Origin of the sequence: Roseovarius sp. 10, assembly GCF_033100315.1 — a bacterium.
Taxonomy (GTDB): domain Bacteria; phylum Pseudomonadota; class Alphaproteobacteria; order Rhodobacterales; family Rhodobacteraceae; genus M30B80.
Genome location: NZ_JAWLVH010000001.1, coordinates 1323061 through 1347171, shown reverse-complemented (window position 1 = coordinate 1347171; position 24111 = coordinate 1323061). Strand labels below are relative to the sequence as shown.

The following is a 24111-nucleotide window of genomic DNA, read 5'->3' as shown; positions in this document are numbered from 1 at the left end:
GTCGTTATTGCATCTGCACGGGGCAGCTGCCGTCATCGGTGTAGTTGTGAACCGCAATTTCACCCGCGATGATCGCCTCACGCGCGGCATCAACAGCGGCCTGCATTTCAGGGGTGATCAGAGCCGCGTTATTTTCGTCCAACGCATAGCCTACGCCATCTTCGGCCAAGCCCAACACAACCAAACCTGGCTGAACGTTTTCGCCTGCGCTGAATGCGTTATAAACGGCAACGTCAACGCGCTTAAGCATCGAGGTCAGAACCGAACCAGGGTGCAGGTGGTTTTGGTTGCTGTCCACACCGATAGAGTAAACGCCAGCATCGGTTGCGGTTTGCAATACGCCCACACCTGTGCCGCCGGCGGCTGCGTAGATCACATCAGCACCACGGTCAATCTGACCACGGGTCAATTCACCACCACGCACAGGATCGTTCCACGCGTCAGGCGTGGTGCCGGTCATATTGGACAGCACCGTCACATCTGCGTTGGCAGCCACGGCACCTTGGGCATAGCCACAGGCAAAACGAGAGATCAAAGGAATGTCCATGCCACCGATAAAGCCAACAGTGCCGCTTTCCGAGGCCATGGCCGCCAACATGCCAACCAAATAGCTGCCTTCATGCTCGCGGAAAATGACTGATTGCACATTTGGGGCATCGACAACGCCATCGATGATGACGAATTTTGTGTCAGGGTATTCTGGGGCGAGAACTTCTAACACGGAACCCCATGCGAAGCCTGCCATCACGATTGGGTTGGAGCCGTTTTCCGCAAAGCGGCGCAGGGCTTGTTCGCGCTGTGCGTCATTTTGCAATTCGATTTCTTGGTAGCTGCCGCCTGTTTCGCTGGCCCATGCTTCGGCACCACCAAATGCAGCTTCGTTGAAGGAGCGGTCAAACTTGCCGCCGAGATCGAAAATCAGCGCTGGATCAGCAAAGGCACCAGTCGCGCCCAAAGCGAGGCCCGCTGCAGCGCCCATCAAAGATTTCAATGCGCGTGAGGATTTTGTCATTGTGTTACTCCTGTTGTGCAAAGCCCTATTTGCAGCTTCCAATAAGCGGCAGAAATCAATGGGGCCTGTTTATTAATTGGCACCTATAAAGCGGGGCTTGCGCGAAATGGTCAATAAGATTCGCGCAGCTATCCACCGCTTTATGGCATGTGCCTTAAATTCAGGCCTTGCCGCTTTGATCAGTAGAAAAACGTCTTTGCCAAGAGGATCGCATCACCAAATGCACCGTTTTTGTAGCGGTAATAGTTTTTGCGCAGGCCCGTCTCATCAAACCCCGCAGATGCATAGAGGGCGCGCGCGGCATGGTTGGTGCTGTCGACCTCAAGAAAGATATCTTCTACGCGCGCCTCTTGCGCATGCGCCATCAATTCCTGCAACAAAACGCGCCCAAATCCCTTACCTTGATGGCTTGGGTCAACCGCGATGGTTAGGATTTCTGCCTCAGGTGGCACGATCCGCAAAACGGCAAAGCCGTGGTCGTGATGGCAGATGGTCATGTTGCGCGCCACGAGTAGCTCTTCAAAATCTTTGCGCGTCCACGCGCCACCTCTGCTAAAGGCACGAGCGTGTAAGGCGGCCATTTGGGTGGCGGTGCGGGTCACAGCAAACGTGGCCCATAGTCGCGCGCGGGGGCTGCATCCGCCGCGCGCAAGTAAAGCGGCGCAGGGCGCGGAAACGGCATATCCGTCGCGCGTTTTGCCTCGGCAATGTGGGCGATGGCCGTGGCAATCATGACAGGTGGGGCGACATAGGTTCGCCCATAAGCATCGGCAATTTGCGGCCCCAGACTGCCTGTGACCTGCTGAGCCAGTTCACGAGCAGAGAGCGTGTTCAAGCTGACAAGCCGCGCCTCATCTGCGCGGCCCTGATCATCAAAGCTTTGCAGATAGGCCTCATCACGGCGGGCATCTTCGATCACGCTGAGCGGGCCCTTGATCCCATAACGGCGCGCCTCAAAAACAGAGACACCAATCGCAGGTCGCGCTAAGGCCAGTGCAAGACCACGGGCGGCTGAGACGGAAATGCGAAGGCCTGTGAAATTGCCCGGCCCGATGCCGACACCAATGGCACCCAAGTCTTCGGCTGTTTTGCCTGCTTCTGCGAAAATCTCATCGACCAAAGGCATCAGGCGTTCCGCCTGACCTTTCGCCATTGGTTCAAACCGCGCAGCAAGGACTGCGCCCCCGTCTACCAAAGCGGCCGCGCAATGCGCGGCCGATGTATCTATCCCTAAGCAAAGCAAGGGGGATTAGACCGTGACAGGGCGCACTTCCACCACTTCGGGGATGTAATGGCGCAACAGATTTTCAATACCCATTTTCAGGGTCAAGGTTGATGAGGGGCAGCCCGCGCAGGCCCCTTGCATATGCAGATACACCACCCCACGATCAAAGCCGTGAAAGGTAATGTCGCCGCCATCTTGCGCCACAGCAGGGCGCACACGGGTGTCGAGCAATTCTTTGATCTGACCCACGATCTCGGCATCCTCGCCGCTGTGGTCAGCATGGCCCCCTGCGGCGGGCCCCTCATCCCCCATCACGGGCGCGCCAGACTGAAAATGCTCCATAATCGCGCCAAGAAGGGCCGGCTTGATATGATCCCATTCGATTGTATCGGCCTTGGTCACAGTCACGAAATCGGTGCCAAAAAATACCGCCGTCACGCCATCAACCGCGAAAATGCGCGCGGCAAGTGGCGATTTATCCGCCGTCTCGCGCGATGGAAAATCGGCTGTGCCCATGTCCAGAACGGTTTGCCCTGGCAAAAACTTCAGCGTGGCTGGGTTCGGGGTGGATTCCGTTTGAATAAACATTGGGCTATCTCCTGCGCGCAAGCATGAGCCTGATATGATATGACACCCTCGATAAGTCAAGTTTTAGAATAGTTCTAAAACTTAGCAATCAGGTGATCTGCTCAAGCTGTTCTTTGGTCAACTCACCTGGAACAATTGTGATCGGCGCGGGCAAACTGCCGGCCTGTTTCGTCAATTGCGTGACCAATGGGCCAGGCCCACCCTTGCCCGATCCTGCCCCAAGAACCAACACACCAATATTGGGATCATCGTGAATATGGGCGAGAATTTCTTGGACAGGTTCCCCCTCACGGATGGCGAGACTGGGATCAATCCCCTGTCGGTCGCGCATCCATTTTGCAAACACTTCGAAATGTGCCTCGATCCGTTCCCGCGCTTCGGCGCGCATCAAATCGCCAATGCCGATCCAGTGTTGGAATTCCTCAGGTGGGATGATGGAGAGGATTTCAACCGCACCCTTGGTGTTGGCTGCCCGCATCGCGGCAAAGCGCATCGCGTTAAGACATTCACGCGTGTCGTCTAGAACCACCAGAAACTTGCGCATCTTTCCATCCCCTCTCACCGCGTCAAAGGATGCGCATTTGCACGCCCCATTTCAACAACAAACGCGTGATGCTTTACGAGGTCGCCTCGCTGCGTGCCCAATCCCAATAGAGATCGCGCGCTTTCAAGCTGATGGGTCCGATCTCATAGGTGATCTCGTCAAAGGCGCTGACAGGGGTGATTTTTTGCAAGTTACCCGTCAAAAACACCTCATCGGCGCGGCGGAAATCATCAAAACTGAGCACGGTTTCAACCACCGTGATGCCATTTTCGCGCATGTTTTTGATATGGCGCGCCCGTGTTATGCCTGCCAAAAATGTGCCATTTGGAATTGGCGTATAGACCACGCCATCGCGCACCATAAAGACGTTTGCGGTGGCGGTTTCCGCAACATTCCCCATCGCATCGGCCACAAGTGCGTTGTCAAAACCCTTGGTTTTCGCCTCAAGAAGCATCCGCGCATTGTTGGGGTATAGGCAGCCTGCTTTTGCGTTAACCACATTATCCGCCAAGACGGGGCGGCGGAAGGATGTGGTGGTCAGGCGCACGGTTTTCTTGGGGTCGGGCATTGGGATTTCTTCAAGGCTGATCGCAAATCCTGTTGCGCCCGCCTTTGGCAATATCCCCAATTCGCCCCCATCAAGCGCCCAATACATGGGGCGAATATATACGGCGGCATCCGCGGGATAGCGCGCCAATCCTTCCCAAATGATTTCAAACATGGCCTTCGGGCTATGGCTTGGCGTGATCATCAACGCCTCGGCAGATCTGTTGACCCTTGCGCAATGCGCCATCAAGTCTGGCGCAAGCCCGTCCACATAGCGCGCGCCGTCAAACACATTCGAGCCAAGCCAAGCGCCATGATCAGCGGCGCGGATGACAGGGATATCCCCATCATGCCACGCGCCGTTGAAATAGGTTTTTATATTGCTGCCAGTTGCCATGAGTGATCCTCCTCATGGCTACCTATAGGCTGCTTCAGCCCGTTGGGCCAGTCGCAAAGCCCAATTGATATTCCATCGCTGATGACGCGGGTTTTGGGCCAGCTTTCGGATCTTGAGCAGGCTTTGCCGCCTGTGGTGCTGCGCCCAATTTGGGCGACTGCGGTGTTCCATTCTTCGATATCGTAGTCATGTCGAACCTCCGTTTCGTGTGAACCGTCGACCGAAATCAGCCAACGGAGGTTGAGGGCGCAAAAGCGCCCTGCCTTAGAATGCGTGCAAACCTTAACAACGGTATGACAAAGAAAGTGTTAAGCGCGGCACTATTCTTGCCGCGTTTGCAAAATATACGCCGCAATGCAGCAAAAAGTCAAGCCTCCGCCAAGAGCGCCTCTAGATCAAGCGGGGCGTTGACCATCTCCAATGCGCCTGATGCATCGCGGGGCCAATCAGCAGGCGCGCGGTCGCGGTAGAGTTCAATCCCATTGCCATCGGGGTCAGAAAGATAAAGCGCCTCAGACACGCCATGATCCGCTGCCCCTTCAAGCTGCACACCTTTGGCAACCACATTCGCTAGGGCACGGCCAAGGCTTTTGCGGTCAGGATAGAGAAAAGCCACGTGGTAAAGACCAGCCGCCCGCCGCGGTGCGGGGCCAGCCCCCGCGGATTCCCACGTGTTAAGGCCAATATGGTGGTGATACCCCCCGGCCGATAGAAATGCCGCTTGGCGGCCATAGCGTTGTTTAAGCTCTAACCCCAAGACATCGCGATAAAATGCGATAGAGCGCTCAAGATCGGTGACTTTCAGATGGACATGGCCAATGGCCAAGCTGTCAGGTGCAGTATATGTCATGATGTTCTCCTTTGCAGGCAATCTGCCCCCAAAGCACGCGCACATAAACTGACCATTTCGCAGGGGTTCTGTGCAAAAATGCACTAACGGCGTCTAGCTGCGCACCATCCCGACAATGTCATAGGCCTGCGCCAAAATCGGCGCTGCAATTTCGCGCGCACGTTCTGCACCGCGACCGAGAATGCGATCAATTTCGGCCTGATCCTGCATCAGGCGCGCCATTTCTGCCGAGATTGGGGCAAGTTTTTCCACAGCCAAATCAGACAGCGCCATTTTGAAATGACCAAAGAGCGCACCTTGATGCTGATCCAAAACGGCCTGCGGATCAATTTCTGCCAAAGCGGCATAGATATTGACCAGATTGCGGGCCTCGGGCCGCGCCGCCAGTTCGGCCAATACATCCGGCAGCGGATCAGGGTCCGTCTTCGCCTTGCGGATTTTCTTGGAAATCGCATCCGCATCATCGGTCATATTGATCCGACTTGCATCTGCGGGGTCGGATTTCGACATCTTCTTAGTGCCGTCTTTTAGGCTCATAACCCGTGTTGCCGCCCCTTCAATCACGGGCTCAGCGATCGGGAAGAAGTCGACCCCAAAATCATGGTTGAACTTGGCCGCAATATCGCGGGTCAGTTCCAAATGTTGTTTTTGATCTTCGCCGACTGGCACATGGGTGGCGTGATAGACCAAAATATCGGCGGCCATCAGCGCGGGATATGCGAATAACCCAAGCGAGGCGTTTTCGGCGTTTTTGCCCGCTTTGTCCTTCCATTGGGTCATGCGGCCCATCCATCCCATGCGAGCCACGCAATTAAACAACCACCCAAGCTGCGCATGTTCAGGCACTTGGCTTTGATTGAAGAGGATGGATTTTTCTGGATCAATCCCTGCGGCAATGAAGCCCGCACAAAGCTCGCGGGTGTTTTTCGTAAGGTCACTTGGGTTCTGCCAAACGGTAATCGCGTGCATGTCCACCATGCAATAGATGGTCTGAAATCCGCCTGCCTCTTGCATATCTACAAAACGCTTCATCGCGCCCAAGTAATTCCCAAGGGTCAGCCCGCCCGAAGGTTGGATGCCGGAAAAGACGCGTGGTGTGAATTTTGTCTCAGCCATTGGTGACCTATTGCGGTTGTGATTGGATGCCAGAAGAAAATCATTCCACAATACTGGCATTTGCCTTGCGCATCGCTTACCCACGAGGCGCAACAAGGTCAACCGAAGGTGCAGCCATGGATCAAGAGAATAATAGCCTGTTCAACGACCTTCACCCAGTCGTTCTTGGTTTGGCTGTGGTGATCTTCGGCCTTGAGGTGATGTTTCAGCTGGCCACTGCTGGGCTTTTGGGCGGGTCAGGCGGGATTGGGTGGCGCATGGCCGCGGTGCGGGATTATGGCGTGTTCCACGAAATTGCCGCTTGGATGTTTGCCAATAACAGCTATCCCGCACATGATCTGATGCGTCTTGTGACCTATCCGCTGATCCATGGCGGTTTTATTCATGCCGTGTTCGTGAGCGTGTTCATATTGGCCATTGGCAAAATGGTGTCACAGGTTTTCTCAGGGCTGTCGATCTTGGTTCTGTTCTTTGCGGGTTCCATCATCGGGGCTTTGGCCTTTGTGGGCTTGTTAAACAGCACCTACCCCCTGATCGGCGGGTATCCGGGTGTCTATGCTCTGATCGGTGCCTTCACCTTCATCCTCTGGGCCAATATGGGTCGGACAGGCGACAATCCGATGCGTGCTTTTTCCCTGATTGCAATGCTTTTGGGCATTCAAATCTTATTCGCTTTTTTGCAAGGCGATTGGGGCAGCGTGGTCTCTGATCTTTCAGGATTTGTGACAGGATTTGCTCTGTCTTTTGTATTGATCCCAGGGGGGTTGGCCTTGCTTTTGCAACGCCTTCGCAAACGCTAATCTAGCGGGCGGCAGCCACGATTATTGGCTGAATAGGGGATGTTGTTACCACCGCTTGTGGCGTGTTTGTGGTCATGGCCAAGATGGCCAAGCCAAAAATCACCGCAAGCGGCGCGTGAAGGATCAACCCGCGAGAAATGCTGTCACCTCATGCGATTGCGCCTCAAGGGATTTGCGCATCTTGGCAAATGCGGCAGCCTCAAGTTGGCGCACACGTTCCTTGGACAGGCCCAGTTCTTCGCCCAAGGATTCCAATGTGCGCGGTTCATCCCGCAATTTGCGTTCGCGCACAATGAACCGCTCGCGCTCGTTCAATGATGACAAGGCATTCAACAACCATTCGCGCAGTTGCGCGCGGTCGCGGGCGTGCTCAACCAAATCGGCAGCCTGTTCGCTGTCATCCTCAAGCGTGTCGATCCATTCGCGCCCCTCATCCTCAACAGATTGCGTGGCGTTCAAAGAATAATCAGACCCTGCAAGGCGACCTTCCATCATCTCAACATCATGCAGCGGCACGCCGACCTCTGTGGCGATCATCTGCAACAATTGATGCTTGTCGAGGTTTTGGCCTGCGGCCATTGCCTCGCGTTCGATGCGCGTCTGCACGCGGCGCATATTGAAGAAAAGTGATTTTTGGCTGGAGGTAGACCCCGTGCGCACCATCGACCAATTGCGCATCACGTAATCTTGGATAGATGCCTTGATCCACCACACGGCATAGGTTGAAAACCGCACGCCACGATCAGGGTCAAATTTATCTGCCGCCTTCATCAAGCCCAGACCCGCCTCTTGGATCAGGTCATTCATCGGCGCGCCGTAGCGCTTGAATTTCGCGGCCATGGAAATCGCAAGGCGCATATAGGCCGTCACCAGACGGTGCAAGGCTTCCTCATCTCGATGATCGCGCCAAGCATAGGCCAGCCGCAATTCCGTCTCTGCGTCTAACAGTTCCGCTTTCATCGCACGGCGCGAAAGCGCTTTTTCTCCACCCATGTCCAAAGCCATAACGCACCCCCTGTTGGCGTATCATTTTTGGCAGTGTCTTGTTCCGCATCTTGTGCGGTTCTATTGGTGTTACGCGGCAGCATGATGAATGGATCACTTTTGGTGAGGAATTTCTTTTGACGGGTTTGGCGGGTTTGACATTGGTTTTTGGCGGTGCGGCGTCTGGCAAGTCGCGCTTTGGCGAGGATTTGGTGCTGAATACGGGGCTGTCGCCCGTTTATCTCGCGACAGCACAGGCCCACGATGCCGAGATGGAAGCCAAAATCGCCAAGCATAAATCCGCGCGTGCGGCGGCCCAGTGGCGCACAGTCGAAGTGCCGACCGATATTCCTGCGGCTCTGACACAACTGCACAAAAGCGAGGCCGTGTTGATTGATTGCGCCACGCTGTGGTTGGCCAATTTGGGTATGACTAAACGGGACTGGCGGGCTGAATGGGCGGCGCTGGCCCGCGCCATAGCTAATTGCCCGGCCCCTGTTGTCATTATTTCGAACGAGCTTGGAATGGGCGTTGTGCCAGATCATCCCCTCTCGCGGGCCTTTCGTCAGGATCAAGGGGAATTGAACCAAGCCATTGCTGCTGCAGCGGATCTTGTGGTGATGGTGGCCGCAGGTCTGCCTCTCGTCCTCAAAGGGCAATTGCCAAAGGGGCAGGGGTGATGCGCCGTGCCTTTTGGCTGCGTCATGGGCCGACCCATGCCAAGGTGATCACGGGGTGGCGTGACGTTCCTGCTGATCTCAGCGATCACGCGCAAATCGCGCGGCTTGATGCCTATCTTCCCGCACAGGCCGTGATGATTTCCTCTGACCTCATCCGTGCTAAGGCCACTGCAGATGCGCTATCGCCGCGCCTGCGCCTGCCTCATGAGCCTCATTTGCGCGAATTTCATTTTGGCGAATGGGAGGGGCAGGGGTTTGATGCGGTTAGCCAATCTGCCCCTGAACTTTCGCGCGCCTTTTGGGAGGGGGGGGAAGACATCTGCCCGCCCAACGGGGAAAGTTGGGCGATGGTCATGGCACGGGTGAGCCGCGCGTCTGATCGCGTTCTGGCGCAGCACCCCGATCAAGATGTGATCTTTACATGCCATTTCGGCGCAATCCTAACGCAAATCGCGCGTCATTCAGGGCTAAGCGCATATCAGGCTTATGCCCATACCATCCCCCCTCTCTCGGTCACAGAATTTCACCAGAGAGAAGGCAGATGGTTTGTTGTGAGAATCGGGTATTGCCCCTAGCGGTGGTGTCCTTGGCACAGGATGGGGTGAGGCATGGCATACAGGCTTTTGATCGGGCAACGATCCTATTCCAGTTGGTCACTTCGGGGTTATCTGTGCTTTGCGCTTTTCGATATTCCCGTGACCCTCGAAGAGGCCGTGATCTACAGCCCTGACTTTGCTGCACAGGTTCGTGCCTTTGGCGGTGGGTCAAGCGTGCCTGCCGTGGCCACGGAAAACGGCACTATCTTACGCGATAGCCTGTCCATTGCGTGGCATTTGAGCGAGGCTTTCCCGCGACATGGTCTGTTGCCCCGAGATGATGCTGCGCGGGCTGAGGCGCAAAATCTTATCGCTGAAATGCATGCGGGCTTTGGTGCCTTACGCAATGCGTGCCCGATGAATCTACGCACGGCTTGGGCCGATTTCGTTCCCAGTGACGCGGTGATGGCCGATCTTGCGTGCCTTGAGGCCCGCTTGGGCGCCGCGCTTGAAAAATCGGGCGGGCCTTTCCTATTTGGCGCGCCTACAGTGGCGGATGCATTTTATGCACCTGTCGCCATTCGCATTGCAGGCTATGGTCTGCCCGTCAGCGCGCGCCTGCGGGCCTATGTCAACGTCATCCTTGCTCTGCCTGCGATCCAAGAGTGGCGCGAGGCGGGTCTTGCACAGGATGAAGAGGTGTCTGTTTATGACATGGCCCCGCTTGAGCGGCGGCGGTTTCCACAGCAAATTTGAATTAACCACCCGCTAACCATGTGCCGCCTATGGTGCGGCCTATGTTTGACGCGCCCAACCCATCTTCGCTTGCCACGATCCACACCGTCAGCTTTGAGGGGTTGGAGGCGCGGCGCGTTGAGGTGCAATGCGCGGTCACGGCGGGCACGCCGCAATTCAACATCGTGGGCTTGCCCGACAAGGCCGTGACTGAAGCAAAGGAGCGTGTCCGCACCGCTCTGACGCATATGGCGATTGCCCTTCCTGCCCGCCGGATCACGATAAATCTGTGCCCCGCAGACCACCCCAAGGAAGGGGCGCATTATGATTTGCCGATTGCCTTGGCGCTGTTGGCCGCACTTGGCGTGATCCCAAAAGATCGCAGTGAGGAAGCGTTGGCTTTGGGCGAGTTGTCGCTCGATGGCAGGCTTCTGCCTGTGTTGGGCAGCTTACCCGCTGCCTTGGCCGCAGGCGAGGATGGGCGGGTTTTACTCTGCCCTGCCGCATGTGGCGCAGAGGCGGCATGGGTCGGGGCAACGGCCGTATTCGCCGCGCGCGATTTGGCGCAAATGATTGCGCACCTCAACGACAAGCGCCCTCTTTTGCCCGCAGAACCGGGTGAGGTGCGGGGTGGGGATCACACCACCTGTTTCTCCGAGGTGCGTGGACAAGAGCGCGCCAAGCGTGCGCTGGAGATTGCAGCCGCAGGGCGCCATCATGTTTTGATGATTGGCCCGCCCGGATCGGGAAAGTCGATGTTGGCCAGTCGAATGTCCACCATCTTGCCACAACTCAGCGCGTCCGAAGCCTTGGAAACCTCGATGATCCATTCCATCGCAGGGCTTTTGGATGAGGGTGGCATTTCGCGGGATCGGCCCTTTCGCGCGCCCCATCATACGGCCTCAATGGCGGCACTTGTCGGGGGTGGACGGCATGCGAAACCGGGCGAGATCAGCTTGGCTCATAACGGGGTTCTGTTTTTAGATGAGTTCCCTGAATATCCGCGCCCCGTTTTAGAAACTTTGCGCCAACCCATTGAGACGGGTGATGTTCATGTGGCGCGCGCCAATGCGCATGTCAGCTACCCGTGCAGGTTTTTACTTGTGGCGGCGGCAAACCCCTGCCGCTGTGGTCAGCTTTATGACGCAAACGCCGCCTGTTCGCGCGCGCCGATCTGTGGATCTGATTATCTCGGTCGGATCTCTGGCCCGCTGATGGATCGGTTTGACATCAGGCTTGAGGTGCCCGCCGTAGCCTTTAGTGATCTTGATCTCCCGCCTGCGGGGGAGACATCCGCCATTATCGCGGCGCGTGTGGCTGCCGCCCGCATGCGTCAAACTGCGCGGTTTGAGCGATTGGGGGTGGAGGCGCGGGTGAATGCCGATGCCACAGGAAAATTGCTAGAGGAGATCGCGCAGATCACCCCTGCCGCACGCGCCGTGATGACACGGGCGGCAGAGCGGTTTGGACTATCGGCGCGTGGCTATCACCGCGTATTGCGTCTGGGGCGCACCATTGCGGATTTGGCAGCATCCGACAAAACCGAAGAGGCGCATATCCTCGAAGCGGTCAGTTATCGCATCAGCACAGGGCGTGAAGATTAGCCCGCACGCCGTGCCTCGATGGCTTGCCAAATGATTTCGGCGACATTGATTCCGTCAAAGCGTTCTAACTCTTGAATGCCCGTAGGTGAGGTCACGTTAATCTCGGTTAGGTAATCGCCGATCACATCAATCCCCACAAAAATCTGGCCTTTTTCGCGCAGCAGCGGGCCAATTTTGGCGCAGATCTCATGTTCACGCGCGGTCAGCCCGATTTTTTCAGCCCGTCCGCCAACATGCATATTTGATCGGGTTTCGCCTTCGGCAGGCACGCGGTTGATCGCCCCAACGGGCTCGCCGTCAATCAAGATGATCCGCTTGTCCCCCGCCGTCACATCAGGCAAGAATTTTTGCGCAATCAGGGGTTCGCGGCTGATAGAGGTGAACATCTCATGCAAGGAATTGAGGTTGCGATCCGTAGGTTCAAGACGAAACACGCCCGCGCCACCATTGCCGTAGAGCGGTTTGATGATGATATCCCCATGGCGCGCGCGGAACTCACGCAAAGCACCAATATCGCGGGCGATCATAGTGGGCGGGGTTAAATCGGGGAATTCCAGAACCAACAATTTTTCAGGATAATTGCGCACCCAAAACGGGTCATTCACGATCAAGGTTTTGGGATGAATCCGTTCCAAAAGATGGGTGGTGGTGATGTAACCCATGTCAAAAGGCGGGTCTTGGCGCAAAAGCACCACATCCCAATCGCCTAGGTCGATGGTCTGTTCTGCCCCAAGGGTGAAGTGGTTCCCTTTTTCGCGGCGCAAGGTGATCGGCCACCCGCGCGCGCAGACACGACCCTCGTCAAAAAACAAACGGTCTGGAGTGTAATAAAACAGCTCATGCCCCCGCGCCTGTGCCTCCAGCCCCACGCGAAACGTGCTATCCGCGTCAATGTTAATAGGCGCGATTGGATCCATCTGAATTGCGACTTTGAGTGCCATGTCTCACCCCGTATCTATACCCACCCTTTCATGGCCTTTGGCAGGGGGGGACGCAATGCCCAATTCATGTGAGGCAGGCTATTCGAGAAACGCATTCGCGATGATGTGAACCTGTCCGATCTGGTTGAGGGCTGCGAGATCATAACGGCAAGGGGTCGCAAGGCCCATGGGACAAAGACCTAAATACTCATCACCTGTCTGTAGGATGCGCGCCCTTTGTGCGGGGCTAACCCGTGATGCAGCGGTGTCAAAATCCCGCGATTTTTTAACTTCCACAAAAGTTATTTCGCCTGATTTTTCGAAGATCAGATCTATCTCGCCGCCCCGCCCGCGCCATCGCCGCGCCCGCAAGTGATAGCCATGGGTTTCATAGAGCCGCGCCACCTGATACTCGGCTGAAAGCCCCGCAAGATAGGCGGTTTTCCCGCTCACGGATCCGCGTCCAAGGACAGACCCAATTGATAAACATCGCGTTTCGGCAGGCCCAGTTCGGTTGCCACCTGTGCCGCAGCCTCTTTCAGCCGTGCAGTCTTAAGTCGCGCCCGAAGCGCCGCAATCACGGTGGCCTCATCAGCGGCCTGCTTTTCCGCGCGGTCAATGACAAGCACGATCTCACCTTTCAATGCTCGATCTTCGATCGCCGCAATCACATCTGCAAGCGATCCGCGAATGACCTCCTCAAATTTCTTGGTCAATTCGCGGCACAGAGCGATCTGGCGATCTTGGCTCCAAATCTCGGCCATCTCGTTTAACAATTTATGAATGCGCTTCGGGCTTTCATATAAGATCAGCGTTGTTTGGGTCTGATCCAAATCTTGCAGAAATTTGCGCCGTTCCCCTGATTTTGGGGGTGGGAAGCCCGCAAAAAGAAAGCGGTCACTGGGCAAGCCCGACACGGTCAGTGCGGCCAATGAGGCGGATGCCCCCGGTGCGGTGGTGACCATATGCCCATCCGCAATGGCAGCACGCCCCAAGGCAAAACCAGGGTCGGCCACCAACGGCGTCCCTGCCTCTGATGCATAGGCCACGGATTTTCCTTCGCCCAAAAGGGACATGATCTTTGGCCGCATCTCTGCGCCGTTATGATCGTGATAGGGCAAGACTGCGCGGCCATTCAGCGCCACCCCATGGATTTCCATCAAATGGCGCAAGGTGCGCGTGTCTTCTGCGGCGATGACATCGCAGGTGGCAAGGATGTCTAACCCGCGCAAGGTGATGTCGCGCGCGCTGCCAATCGGGGTTGCGACAAAATACAAACCTGCGGCCAGTTTGCTGTCGCGGGGGGTGTAGGCAAATTCGCGCCCGTTTTCTGTGTCGTTTCGCATCAGCTCACTTACATATCTGCGCAGTCTGTCCATTGCGAGCGTTTACTTGGCGGACAGGACTGGCTAGGGTTTGTGCAAATTGGCCCCACTGGGAGAGATCACTATGATCCCTGCTTTGACAAGATTTCGCAAGTTCTTGCGGTTGAGTTTGCTTTTGCTCTTTGGCGTGGTTCTGTCGGCCTGTCAGGCCACAATGGGAACAGGGCCACAGGTCGGGCAATCTGTGCGCGTTGCGATGCTGCTGCCCTATGGTTCGCCCAATGCAGGGGACGACCTTCTGGCCAGTAGCCTTGAGAACGCCGCGCGCCTCGCCGCCGCCGAGGCCGTTAGCACGCAAATCGAATTGGTGGTTTATCCAACGCAAGCCGATGCAGGCACGGCCGCAGCTGTGGCACAGCAGGCGGTTGCGGAAAGGGCGGATGTGATCCTTGGGCCATTGCGCTCGGACGCGGCGGCGGCGGTTGGTGTGGCCGTGGCGAATACCAATGTCTCGGTTCTTAGTTTCTCGAATAATGCCAGCATTGCAGGGCGCAATCTGTTTGTGCTTGGCCTGACTTACGACAATGCCGCCGCGCGGATGGTGTCCTATGCGGCGGCGAATGGCCGTGATCGCATCATGGTGGTGCATGCGCGCAATTTGGCGGGTGAAGTGGCGCGTGATGCAGTGCGCCGTGCGGCGGCGGCCTCAGGTGCCACTGTTGTGGGTGAAATCGCCTATGAGTTCAGTCAGACTGGCGTTGTTGCTGCCTTACCTGAGGTTGAGGCGATGGTCGCACAAACTGGCGCAAATGCGATGATTTTGACTGCGGACGCCTCAGGGGCTTTGCCGCTTTTCGGTCAACTCTTGCCAGATAATGGCTTTGACACTGAGGCCACCAAAATCATTGGTCTGACCCGTTGGGATATCCCTGCGCAGACCTTGGAAATTCGTGGCTTGCAGGGCGGGTGGTTTGTCCTGCCCGATCCCAATGCCGAAAGTGCGTTCCGCACCCGCTATCAATTGGCCTATCAGCAAGCCCCCCATAACCTTGCACCCTTGGCCTATGACGGGATGCGCGCTGTGATTGACACCGTGGGTCGCACGGGCCGTTTGGGCGGTGTGGATTTTGCATCAGGCTCTGGCTTTGCGGGCGCGAACGGCGTATTCCGATTGCTACCCGATGGCTCTATTGAACGCGGCCTTGCCGTAGTGACTTTGCAAGACAGGCAGATCATCCTTGTTGACCCCGCCCCAAGAACCCTCGGCGCTGGATTCTGAGCAGAACCCACGCCTTTCGGTCATCCCATCTGCTGCGGGGCAATTGATTTGTCCCGCTGAAGATATTTTTGATGCAGAGGCCGTGACGGCGGCGATTGATGGCGCGATATCTGATCTCAGCGATCCTGCCAAAATCCGCGCGGCGGTCGTGGCGATCTTGCAAGATGCCCAAGCAAAGGGTCGATCTGCCATTGATGCGGCCTTTGCGGAAAATCCCCTGACCGCACGCCGTGTGACCCGCGCCTATGTCCATCTGACCGATGGGTTGGTGCAGCAGGTGCTGCGTGTTTCATCTACGCGCTTACACCCCAATCCCACCCCGACTGAGGGGGAGAGGATGGCGATCTTGGCGGTTGGCGGCTATGGGCGTGGCGAGATGGCCCCGTTCTCGGATGTTGATCTTCTGTTTTTGACCCCATGGAAAAGCACAGGTTGGGTCGAAAGCGTGATTGAATCTAGTCTCTACATGCTTTGGGATCTTAAGCTGAAAGTGGGCCACGCCACCCGCAACATCAAAGATTGTCTGCGTCTGGGGCGCGAGGATTTTACAATCCGCACGGCCTTGTTGGAGATGCGCCACTTGACGGGCAATGCCGAATTATCGGCCAATCTCAAGACGGCACTGCGCAAAGATTTGTTTGAGGGCAGCCTTTCCGAATTCATCGAAGCCAAGCTGGAGGAACGGGTCAGCCGCCACAAAAAGCAAGGTGGCCAACGCTATATGTTGGAGCCGAATGTAAAAGAGGGGAAGGGCGGTCTGCGCGATTTGCAGACGCTCTATTGGATTGCGAAATATCAGCATGGCGTGGCGCGGGCTGAAGATCTGGTTGCCCTCAAGGTGTTCAGCCGCGAAGAATTTGACGCGTTTGATGCGGCCGAACGGTTCTTGTGGTCGGTGCGCTGTCATTTGCACGCAATTGCAGGCCGCGCGCAGGACGGTTTGAGTTTCGATTTGCAAGTGCAGGTCGCGGAACGCATGCAATATGCCGATCACTCAGGCCGCCGTGCGGTTGAGCATTTCATGCAGGATTATTTCCGCCATGCCACCCGCGTGGGCGAATTGACCCGCATCTTTTTGACCGCGCTTGAGGCCAGTCACGCCAAAAGCGAACCGATGATCTTAGGCTTTTTGCGCGGGCGCAGCCGCAAAAAGAAACTCAAAGACGGCTATGCGCTGAAACAAAATCGTCTGACTGTCGAAAATGAAAAGGCGTTTTTGGCCGATAAGATCAATCTATTACGCATTTTTGAGGAGGCGTTGCGCACAGGCTATCTTCTGCACCCCGATGCAATGCGGATGATCTCGGCCAATTTGCACCTCATTGACACAGCAATGCGCCGCGACAAAGAGGCGAACCGCATTTTCCTTGATTTGCTTTTGAAACAAGGCAACCCCGAACGTGCCTTGCGGCGGATGAATGAATTGGGGTTCTTGGGCGCATTCATCCCTGATTTCGCGGCTATCGTGGCGATGATGCAATTCAATATGTATCACAGCTACACAGTGGACGAGCATACGATCCAAGTTGTCTCTACCCTTGCGCAGATCGAACGGGGCGAATTGGTCGAGGAATTGCCGATTGCATCTGGTATTTTGAAGCGTGGGGTAAACCGCAAAGTGCTTTATGTGGCCTGCTTGCTGCATGACATTGGCAAAGGTCGGAAAGAAGATCATTCGATTTTGGGCGCGCGGATTGCGCGTGCACTCTGCCCTCGCTTGGGCCTCAAACCCGATGAGACTGAAACAGTCGAATGGCTTGTGCGCTACCACCTGTTGATGTCCGACATGGCCCAAAAACGCGACATTGCGGATCCGCGCACAGTGCGTGATTTTGCCAAACTGGTAAAAACGCGGCAGCGTCTGGATTTGCTGACTGTTTTGACAGTTTGCGATATTCGCGGGGTTGGGCCTGACACATGGAACAACTGGAAAGCCACGCTGTTGCGCGGCCTCTATCGCGCCACGGCTGAAGCCTTGGAAACGGGTCTTGAGGATCTTAACCGCGACAAATTGGAAAGTGAGGGCAAAAAGGCCCTGCGCGATGCCTTGGCAACTTGGCCTAAGGCGGATCTTAAAACTGAAATAGACCGCCATTATGGCCCCTATTGGCAAGGGCTTGATCTGGCCAGCCAGATTATCTTTGCCAATATGCTGCTTGGCCTTCGGGATGATGAAATCCGGATTGACACACAGCGTGATACTGACCGCGATGCGACCCGCGTCTGCTTTGCGCTTGTGGATCACCCAGGCATCTTTAGCCGCCTTTCTGGCGCCCTGTCACTGGTGGGCGCGAATGTGGTCGATGCCCGCACCTATACCTCGAAAGATGGCTATGCGACTGCCGTGTTCTGGGTTCAAGATGCTGATGGCAACCCCTATGAGGATGCTCGCCTGCCGCGTCTGACCTCGATGATCGACAAAACCCTAAAGGGCGAGGTAGTAGCCTCAAAAGCGTTTGAGGGGCGCGACAAGATCAAAAAGCGCGAGCGCACGTTTAACGTGGCGACCAATATCACATTCGATAATGACGGGTCGGAAATCTACACCATCATCGAAGTGGATACACGCGACCGCCCTGGTCTGCTATATGATCTGACCAAGACCTTAGCCGCGAACAATATTTACATCGCCAGTGCGATGATCGCGACCTTCGGTGTTCAGGTGGTAGATGTGTTTTACGTGAAAGATATGTTCGGTCTCAAACTCCACTCCAAATCCCGCCAAGATGTGTTGGAGCGCAAGTTGCGCGATGCCATCGCGCGCGTGGCCGAGCGGGCAGGGGTCTAGCGGCTGTGGCGGCCCCGCAAATCAGATTGGGCTTTGGCTTTCTCACGGTCGGCGGTTGGACATTGGTCAGCCGCGTCTTGGGATTTCTGCGCGATATTCTGATTGCCCGCTATCTTGGTGCGGGCGGCGTGGCCGAGGCGTTTTTGGTGGCGTTTTCTTTGCCAAATATGTTCCGCCGCTTTTTTGCTGAGGGTGCAATGAACACGGCCTTTGTGCCGATTTTTTCCAAAAAACTCGAAGGCGGCAGCGATGCGATGCCATTTGCGCGCAATGCACTATCCATGCTCGCTGTGTTTCTGATTGGCTTCACCCTGCTTGCGCAGATTGCCATGCCTTGGTTGGTTTTGGCGATGGCATCGGGCTTTGCCGATGATCCCCGCTTTGGGATCGCGGTGGAATTTGGCCGGATCTGTTTCGCCTATATTTTGCTGATCTCACTGGCGGCGTTGATTTCGGGCATGCTGAATGCGGCGGGTCGCTTTGCGGCTGCTGCTGCGGCGCCTGTGCTGTTGAATGTGATCCTTGTCTCGGCGCTGATCTTTGGCGCGCAGAGCGCTAAGGACAGCCCCGAAGCCGCGCGCATGATCGGGCTGGCCCTGTCTTGGGGGGTGCCCGTGGCGGGCGTGGCGCAACTGGCTCTGGTGTGGGGGGCGGCTGCACGCGCAGGGTTGGTCATCCGCCCAACTTGGCCGAAATTCACGCCTGATCTGCGCCGACTGGCCGTTGTGGCAGGGCCTGCCATGCTTGCAGGTGGGGTGGTGCAGGTCAATCTTTTGGTGGGGCGTCAGGTTGCAAGCTTCTTTGATGGGGCGATTGCATGGTTGTCTTATGCCGACAGGCTATATCAATTGCCGCTCGGTGTGGTTGGGATCGCAATAGGGATTGTGTTGTTGCCAGATCTCTCGCGCCGCTTGCGGGCAGGCGATGATGCAGGGGGGCGGCAGGCCTTATCGCGTGCGGCTGAGATTGGGATGACCCTGACCATTCCTGCCGCGGTTGCGTTGATGGTTATCCCAGTGCCTTTGGTCTCGGTCTTGTTTGAGCGTGGGGCCTTTGAGGGCCAAGACACTATCGCCACGGCTTGGGCGGTGGCGATTTATGGGGCAGGGCTGCCCGCCTTTGTTCTTCAGAAAATCTGGCAGCCCGTGTTTTACGCGCGCGAGGATACTAAGCGCCCATTTCACTATGCCGTGGTGGCAATGGTCATAAATGCCGCTCTCGCCATCGGGCTTGCCTTTTTCATCGGCTATATTGCCGCCGCATTGGCCACCACCATTTCTGCATGGGTCATGGCCTATCAGCTGCGCCGTGGTGCAAAGACCTATGGTGATGTCGCTGCCTATGATGCGCGGTATCTCGCGCGCATTCCACGCATTGCGGGGGCGGCCATCGCGATGGGGGCGGTGCTCTATGGTTCGGGATTGATCCTTGCCCCCGTTCTTGAGGGGGGGGGCGTGCGCTATCTCGCGCTTGCGGGGCTGATTGCAGTTGGCGCGGGAGCCTATGCCCTTTTTGGTCGCCTGTTTGGCGCCTTTTCATTCGGAGAAATTCTGGGCGCGCTGCGCCGCAAAGGGGCCGCGTGAGGGGCATTTCCCATTGCCCCACGCCGCCGCGCCACATAGGTTTCGCAACAGAACAGGCGAAAAGGTGAGATCATCATGATTTCGGGGAAACGTATATTGTTGATCATCGGGGGCGGGATCGCGGCCTATAAATGCCTTGAGCTGATCCGCCGTTTGCGCGACCAAGGGGCCGCTGTTACCCCTGTTCTCACACAGGCGGCACAAGAATTTGTGACACCACTCTCGGTCGCAGCCCTCGCGGGTCAAAAGCCATATACGCATCTTTTTGATCTGACCGATGAGGCCGAAATGGGCCATATCGAATTATCCCGCGCCTCAGATCTAGTTGTGGTGGCTCCAGCAACGGCGAATTTGATGGCCAAAATGGCGGGCGGTCATGCAGATGATCTGGCCTCGACCCTGCTGATGGCAACTGACAAGCCGGTGCTGATCGCCCCTGCAATGAATGTGCGGATGTGGGAACATCCCGCCACGCAACGCAATTTGGCGCAGCTTTTGGGGGATGGGATTCGGTCTGTTGGCCCCAATGAGGGCAGCATGGCCTGCGGTGAATTTGGCCTAGGCCGCATGGCCGAACCCGATGAGATTGTCAGCGCCATTGCCGCGCAATTTGCGGAAGGCCCGCTTGCGGGGCGACATGTTCTGATTACTTCTGGCCCAACACATGAACCCATAGATCCCGTGCGCTATATTGCCAACCGCTCGTCAGGGGCGCAGGGGGCGGCACTTGCTGCGGCCTGTCGCGATTTGGGCGCGCGGGTCAGTTTCGTCACAGGCCCTGCATCCGTGCCACCGCCTCATGGTGTAGATGTGATCAAGGTCGAGACTGCCGCGCAGATGGCAAAGGCCGTGACAGAGGCCCTACCTGCAGATGCCGCTATATTTGCCGCTGCCGTTGCCGATTGGCGCGTGGATAATGCCGCGAACCAAAAGATCAAGAAATCGGGCGATGGCGCGCTGCCCCGTCTCAGCTTTGCGGAAAACCCCGATATTTTGGCATCTGTGGCGCAGATGAAAAAAGGCCGCCCGACCTTGGTTGTAGGCTTTGCCGCCGAAACCGAAAATCTGGTTGATCATGCGCAAGCGAAATTGGCGCGCAAAGGATGTGATTGGATTGTGGCCAATGATGTGTCCCCTGAAACGGGGATCATGGGGGGTGCATATAATGCGGTCACGCTGATCACGCGCACAGGCGCCGATCCATGGCCACGCTTGAGCAAATCTGAGACTGCAGCACGGCTTGCCCTGCGCGTGGCCGAGGCTTTGGGGCAGGCATAATGGCGCAAGTAGAAGTAAAGTTCTTACGCGAAGACTGGGCCGATCCTGACCTGCCCCTGCCGCGATATGAAACCGATGGGGCGGCGGGTTTTGATCTGCGCGCACAGTTCACGGCTGACGCCCGCGAGGCCGGGCTGACGCTTGCCCCGCAGACGCGCGCCTTGATCCAAACAGGGTTTCGTGTGGCTGTGCCTCGCGGGTATGAGCTGCAAATTCGGCCGCGATCTGGCCTTGCCCTGAAACATGGGGTGACGCTTGCCAATGCGCCTGGAACGGTTGACTGCGATTATCGCGGGCCATTGGGGGTTATCCTCATCAATTTGGGCGATGCACCTTTTGTTATTGGCCATGGGGATCGGATTGCTCAAGGCGTTGTCGCGCCAGTGACGCAAGTCCGTTTTACGCTTGTGTCGCGTTTGGATGAAACCGCGCGTGGGGCGGGTGGTTTCGGCTCAACTGGGCAGGGCTGATGTTCACGGTTCTTGCAATCATGGCTGCGCTTTGGGGCTTTGGGGCCGTGATGAAAACCGCCTATACCCCCCGTCTTGTGATGGTCGCCCTTGTCTATGGGGTGGTTGTCTTGGGCCATTTCGTATTGCCCGAGGGCCACCCTTTGCGCATCGCGACAGGCGAAACTGCCGCGCCATGGTTGATTTTAGGCGGTGCGGTTCTGTTGGTTCTGGCCTATCGCGCGGGTCTAAACCGCTTGCGCCGCGTGGCCCAGCCCATGATCACGCCCGCGCCGCGCCAAAGCGGCACCTTCACGCCAGAGGAATTAGAGCGCTATGCCCGCCACATCACCTTGCCTGACATTGGTGGGCAGGGGCAAAAGGCGCTGAAATCGGCCAAGGTTTTGGTGGTGGGGGCAGGTGGCTTGGGCTCGCCTGTTCTGCTGTATCTCGCAGCTGCGGGGGTCGGGCGCATTGGGGTGATTGACGCGGATCATGTCAGCCTGTCGAACCTACAACGCCAAATCATTCACCGCGATGCCGATCAAGATATGCCCAAAGTGTTTTCAGCAGAACGTGCGATGAAGGCGATAAATCCACATCTTGATATCCGACCTTACAATCGTGCTTTGGACGAGACGATCGCGGCAGAGCTATTCGCGGGCTATGATCTAATCATTGATGGCACGGATCAATTTGAAACGCGGGCAATGATCAACCGCGCTGCGGTGTCCGCCAAGCGCCCGCTTTTGGCAGGTGCAATTTCAGCATGGGAGGGGCAGATTACCCTCTACGATCCAAGTGCTGGCGGGGCATGCATGGCCTGTGTCTTTCCCAATCCGCCTCAGGCAGTGATGGCTGCCACCTGTGCCGAGACGGGTGTCATCGGCGCGCTTCCAGGGGTGGTGGGCACCATGATGGCACTTGAGGCCATCAAGCAGATTACAGGTGCGGGTCAGGGGCTATTGGGGCGTATGCTGCTCTATGATGGGCTTGCGCCTGAGACGCGGATCGTCAAGCTAAAGCGCAATGCTTCTTGCCCCGTTTGCGCAGGGGACTAGTCGAAAATCTCGTCCTCCATCACGCCCCAAAGGGCGGATTTCTCGACCCATCCTGTAAACCCATCAACGGCAAAACGACACCAGTCGCGTTCGCATTCGCTTACCCGTCCGACCACGCCGCGTTGGGCTTGGGCAATGACAGTGGCCTCTGCATCAGGGCGTTGGTGCAAATCGGCAAGGTCAATGTCAATTTGCGCTGTGCGCCGCCCTGACAAAAGGGCGTAATGCATCCATCCGCCCACCCCGTCATGATCCACGACCCGCCGCCAATGCCCATGCTCGGCCACAACCATCAGCGGCATATTGCGTTCTTGAAAGACCCAATCAATGCGGTGGTTGCGCGAGGGGCCGCGCCGTGCATAGCCGCGTGTTGCATCCATCGAAACATAGCGCGGCAGCGGAAAACCTGTTTCAGGCCCAGTGGTCGGGGCGTCAAAACTGGGCGTTGGCGTGGGGGTGGCGGTCTCAAGTTCAGGTGTCTCGACTGGCACAAGATTGTCGGGGCGTGGCAACGGCACCGCGCCATCGGTGCTTTGCGCCCCTGCGTTGGCTGCAAACACAAGACAAACCGCACCAATCGCTAGGGTTATGCGCCAATCTGACCGTGGCATGACTATCCTCAATAGGCCTCGTCCCGCCGCTTTGGGCTGGGTTATTTTGATCTTTCTCACACCATAGCGAGAAAGCCATCGCGGGGGAAGATGACATTACGAAGCGCCTGTCGCGGCCAAGGCCCCGCGAATGCTTGCACCCGCGCGCAGAATGGGGAAGGGTAACAGCGTCAGACATGCCATCCGCCTCAGGAGAAGCCCATGCCCGCACCAAGGTTAAAAGTTGTCGTTACCCGCCATTTGCCCGAAGCGGTGGAAACCCGCATGAGCGAATTGTTTGATGTTCAGCTCAATGACGAAGACCGCAAAATGAGCCGCGATGATCTGGTTGCAGCGATGAAATCAGCGGATGTTCTGGTGCCATGTGTGACGGATCAGATTGATGCAGGCATGTTGGGGCAAGCGGGCGAACGGCTCAAGCTGATTGCCAATTATGGTGCAGGGGTCGATCATATTGACGTTGCCACCGCACGCCAACGCGGGGTCTTGGTCACCAATACACCCGGTGTCATGACGGATGATACCGCCGATATGACTATGGCGATGATCTTGGGTGTTCTGCGCCGCGTGCCAGAAGGGCAGGCTGTCATGCAAACGGGCACATGGCAGGGATGGGCGCCAACCGCCTTTATGGGGGGGCGTATCGCGGGTAAGCGTTTGGGTATTCTGGGAATGGGTCGCATCGGTCAGGCCGTGGCCCGCCGCGCGGCTGCTTTTGGAATGCAGGTTCATTACCACAACCGCCGCAGGGTTCACGCTGATATAGAGACAGCGCTCGGCGCGACTTATTGGGAAAGCTTGGATCAAATGTTGGCGCGGATGGATGTGATTTCAGTGAATTGCCCGCACACCCCTTCGACCTTTCATTTGATCAATGCACGCAGGTTGAAGCTGATGAAGCCATCAGCGGTGATTGTGAACACATCGCGGGGAGAGGTGATTGATGAAAACGCACTCACCCGCATGTTGCGCGCGGGTGAGATCGCGGGTGCGGGCTTGGATGTGTTTGAGCGTGGCCATGATGTGAACCCCCGATTGCGGGAATTGGATAACGTGATCCTCCTCCCGCATATGGGGTCAGCCACGCTTGAAGGGCGGATTGAGATGGGCGAAAAGGTGTTGATCAATATCAAGACCTTTGCAGATGGCCACCGCCCCCCCGATCTGGTTTTGCCGAGCATGCATTGAGACAGCGGGGAT

At 56.8% G+C, this 24111-nt stretch carries 26 protein-coding genes; 12 read left to right on the top strand and 14 right to left on the bottom strand.

Annotated elements, in window-relative coordinates; translation table 11 throughout:
• Window positions 1–4 precede the first annotated feature (4 nt).
• From RYZ18_RS06820 to trpS, 9 genes are all read right to left on the bottom strand, one after another.
• Window positions 5–1012 carry a BMP family protein gene (locus tag RYZ18_RS06820; protein ID WP_317655691.1) on the bottom strand — a complete coding sequence of 336 codons (1008 nt, stop codon included), beginning with the start codon at window positions 1010–1012 and terminating at the stop codon, window positions 5–7.
• A 179-nt stretch (window positions 1013–1191) separates the two neighbouring features.
• Window positions 1192–1614: a ribosomal protein S18-alanine N-acetyltransferase gene (rimI, locus tag RYZ18_RS06815; RefSeq protein ID WP_317655690.1), complete on the bottom strand. Its 423-nt coding sequence runs from the start codon at window positions 1612–1614 to the stop codon at window positions 1192–1194.
• Window positions 1611–2255, bottom strand: coding sequence for a tRNA (adenosine(37)-N6)-threonylcarbamoyltransferase complex dimerization subunit type 1 TsaB (gene tsaB, locus RYZ18_RS06810; RefSeq protein ID WP_317655689.1), 645 nt, complete (start codon window positions 2253–2255; stop codon window positions 1611–1613). The genes rimI and tsaB overlap by 4 nt, the downstream gene beginning before the upstream one ends.
• A 6-nt stretch (window positions 2256–2261) precedes the next feature.
• The gene (locus tag RYZ18_RS06805; protein WP_317655688.1) at window positions 2262–2825 is read right to left on the bottom strand and encodes a NifU family protein; all 564 of its coding nucleotides are present in this window, start codon (window positions 2823–2825) and stop codon (window positions 2262–2264) included.
• A gap of 88 nt (window positions 2826–2913) precedes the next feature.
• Window positions 2914–3369, bottom strand: coding sequence for a universal stress protein (locus RYZ18_RS06800; protein WP_317655687.1), 456 nt, complete (start codon window positions 3367–3369; stop codon window positions 2914–2916).
• Between the two features lie 73 nt (window positions 3370–3442).
• Complete coding sequence (locus RYZ18_RS06795) at window positions 3443–4312, bottom strand: branched-chain amino acid aminotransferase (RefSeq protein ID WP_317655686.1); 870 nt, start codon at window positions 4310–4312, stop codon at window positions 3443–3445.
• A gap of 34 nt (window positions 4313–4346) precedes the next feature.
• Window positions 4347–4502, bottom strand: coding sequence for a hypothetical protein (locus tag RYZ18_RS06790; protein WP_317655685.1), 156 nt, complete (start codon window positions 4500–4502; stop codon window positions 4347–4349).
• 177 nt (window positions 4503–4679) lie between these two features.
• Entirely contained in the window at window positions 4680–5162 is a 483-nt protein-coding gene (locus tag RYZ18_RS06785; protein ID WP_317655684.1) for a VOC family protein, read from the bottom strand.
• Between the two features lie 93 nt (window positions 5163–5255).
• Complete coding sequence (gene trpS / locus RYZ18_RS06780) at window positions 5256–6278, bottom strand: tryptophan--tRNA ligase (RefSeq protein WP_317655683.1); 1023 nt, start codon at window positions 6276–6278, stop codon at window positions 5256–5258.
• Window positions 6279–6394: 116 nt separating this feature from the next.
• Here trpS and RYZ18_RS06775 point away from each other — a divergent pair, with 116 nt between their 5' ends.
• Window positions 6395–7078: a rhomboid family intramembrane serine protease gene (locus RYZ18_RS06775; protein WP_317655682.1), complete on the top strand. Its 684-nt coding sequence runs from the start codon at window positions 6395–6397 to the stop codon at window positions 7076–7078.
• 123 nt (window positions 7079–7201) lie between these two features.
• Here the strand turns inward: RYZ18_RS06775 and RYZ18_RS06770 are convergent, their stop codons facing one another.
• Window positions 7202–8083: an RNA polymerase factor sigma-32 gene (locus RYZ18_RS06770; protein ID WP_317655681.1), complete on the bottom strand. Its 882-nt coding sequence runs from the start codon at window positions 8081–8083 to the stop codon at window positions 7202–7204.
• 38 nt (window positions 8084–8121) lie between these two features.
• On the opposite strand from RYZ18_RS06770, the gene cobU reads away from it, so the two are divergent.
• The 4 genes from cobU to RYZ18_RS06750 are packed head-to-tail and all read left to right on the top strand — an operon-like array spanning window position 8122 to window position 11617.
• The gene (cobU, locus tag RYZ18_RS06765; RefSeq protein ID WP_317655680.1) at window positions 8122–8742 is read left to right on the top strand and encodes a bifunctional adenosylcobinamide kinase/adenosylcobinamide-phosphate guanylyltransferase; all 621 of its coding nucleotides are present in this window, start codon (window positions 8122–8124) and stop codon (window positions 8740–8742) included.
• Complete coding sequence (locus RYZ18_RS06760) at window positions 8742–9317, top strand: histidine phosphatase family protein (RefSeq protein ID WP_317655679.1); 576 nt, start codon at window positions 8742–8744, stop codon at window positions 9315–9317. The genes cobU and RYZ18_RS06760 overlap by 1 nt, the downstream gene beginning before the upstream one ends.
• A gap of 33 nt (window positions 9318–9350) precedes the next feature.
• Window positions 9351–10034, top strand: coding sequence for a glutathione S-transferase (locus RYZ18_RS06755; protein ID WP_317655678.1), 684 nt, complete (start codon window positions 9351–9353; stop codon window positions 10032–10034).
• Between the two features lie 41 nt (window positions 10035–10075).
• A complete protein-coding gene (locus RYZ18_RS06750; RefSeq protein WP_317655677.1) occupies window positions 10076–11617 on the top strand; it encodes a YifB family Mg chelatase-like AAA ATPase in 1542 nt (513 codons plus the stop codon).
• Here RYZ18_RS06750 and gshB read toward each other — a convergent pair.
• The 3 genes from gshB to rsmI all read right to left on the bottom strand — a co-directional run bounded on the left by gshB (window position 11614) and on the right by rsmI (window position 13883).
• Window positions 11614–12558, bottom strand: a complete 945-nt coding sequence (gene gshB / locus RYZ18_RS06745; RefSeq protein ID WP_317655676.1) for a glutathione synthase — start codon at window positions 12556–12558, stop codon at window positions 11614–11616. The two genes, RYZ18_RS06750 and gshB, sit on opposite strands and share 4 nt — an antisense overlap.
• Window positions 12559–12636: 78 nt before the next feature.
• The gene (locus tag RYZ18_RS06740; RefSeq protein WP_317655675.1) at window positions 12637–12990 is read right to left on the bottom strand and encodes a YraN family protein; all 354 of its coding nucleotides are present in this window, start codon (window positions 12988–12990) and stop codon (window positions 12637–12639) included.
• Window positions 12987–13883: a 16S rRNA (cytidine(1402)-2'-O)-methyltransferase gene (gene rsmI, locus RYZ18_RS06735; protein ID WP_317655674.1), complete on the bottom strand. Its 897-nt coding sequence runs from the start codon at window positions 13881–13883 to the stop codon at window positions 12987–12989. The genes RYZ18_RS06740 and rsmI overlap by 4 nt, the downstream gene beginning before the upstream one ends.
• 103 nt (window positions 13884–13986) lie before the next feature.
• On the opposite strand from rsmI, the gene RYZ18_RS06730 reads away from it, so the two are divergent.
• The 6 genes from RYZ18_RS06730 to RYZ18_RS06705 all read left to right on the top strand — a co-directional run bounded on the left by RYZ18_RS06730 (window position 13987) and on the right by RYZ18_RS06705 (window position 22300).
• Entirely contained in the window at window positions 13987–15141 is a 1155-nt protein-coding gene (locus RYZ18_RS06730; RefSeq protein ID WP_317655673.1) for an ABC transporter substrate-binding protein, read from the top strand.
• Window positions 15104–17929, top strand: coding sequence for a [protein-PII] uridylyltransferase (locus RYZ18_RS06725; RefSeq protein ID WP_317655849.1), 2826 nt, complete (start codon window positions 15104–15106; stop codon window positions 17927–17929). Before RYZ18_RS06730 ends, RYZ18_RS06725 begins: the two co-directional genes overlap by 38 nt.
• Window positions 17930–17934: 5 nt before the next feature.
• The gene (gene murJ / locus RYZ18_RS06720; protein ID WP_317655672.1) at window positions 17935–19512 is read left to right on the top strand and encodes a murein biosynthesis integral membrane protein MurJ; all 1578 of its coding nucleotides are present in this window, start codon (window positions 17935–17937) and stop codon (window positions 19510–19512) included.
• A 75-nt stretch (window positions 19513–19587) separates the two neighbouring features.
• Complete coding sequence (gene coaBC, locus RYZ18_RS06715; RefSeq protein ID WP_317655671.1) at window positions 19588–20790, top strand: bifunctional phosphopantothenoylcysteine decarboxylase/phosphopantothenate--cysteine ligase CoaBC; 1203 nt, start codon at window positions 19588–19590, stop codon at window positions 20788–20790.
• Window positions 20790–21260 carry a dUTP diphosphatase gene (gene dut, locus RYZ18_RS06710; RefSeq protein WP_317655669.1) on the top strand — a complete coding sequence of 157 codons (471 nt, stop codon included), beginning with the start codon at window positions 20790–20792 and terminating at the stop codon, window positions 21258–21260. Before coaBC ends, dut begins: the two co-directional genes overlap by 1 nt.
• Window positions 21260–22300 (top strand): molybdopterin-synthase adenylyltransferase MoeB, encoded by a 1041-nt coding sequence (locus RYZ18_RS06705; protein WP_317655667.1) that lies wholly within the window; start codon window positions 21260–21262, stop codon window positions 22298–22300. The genes dut and RYZ18_RS06705 overlap by 1 nt, the downstream gene beginning before the upstream one ends.
• Here the strand turns inward: RYZ18_RS06705 and RYZ18_RS06700 are convergent.
• Window positions 22297–22911 (bottom strand): SH3 domain-containing protein, encoded by a 615-nt coding sequence (locus tag RYZ18_RS06700; RefSeq protein ID WP_317655665.1) that lies wholly within the window; start codon window positions 22909–22911, stop codon window positions 22297–22299. The two genes, RYZ18_RS06705 and RYZ18_RS06700, sit on opposite strands and share 4 nt — an antisense overlap.
• A gap of 201 nt (window positions 22912–23112) precedes the next feature.
• On the opposite strand from RYZ18_RS06700, the gene RYZ18_RS06695 reads away from it, so the two are divergent.
• Entirely contained in the window at window positions 23113–24099 is a 987-nt protein-coding gene (locus RYZ18_RS06695) for a D-glycerate dehydrogenase (protein ID WP_317655664.1), read from the top strand.
• Window positions 24100–24111 lie beyond the last annotated feature (12 nt).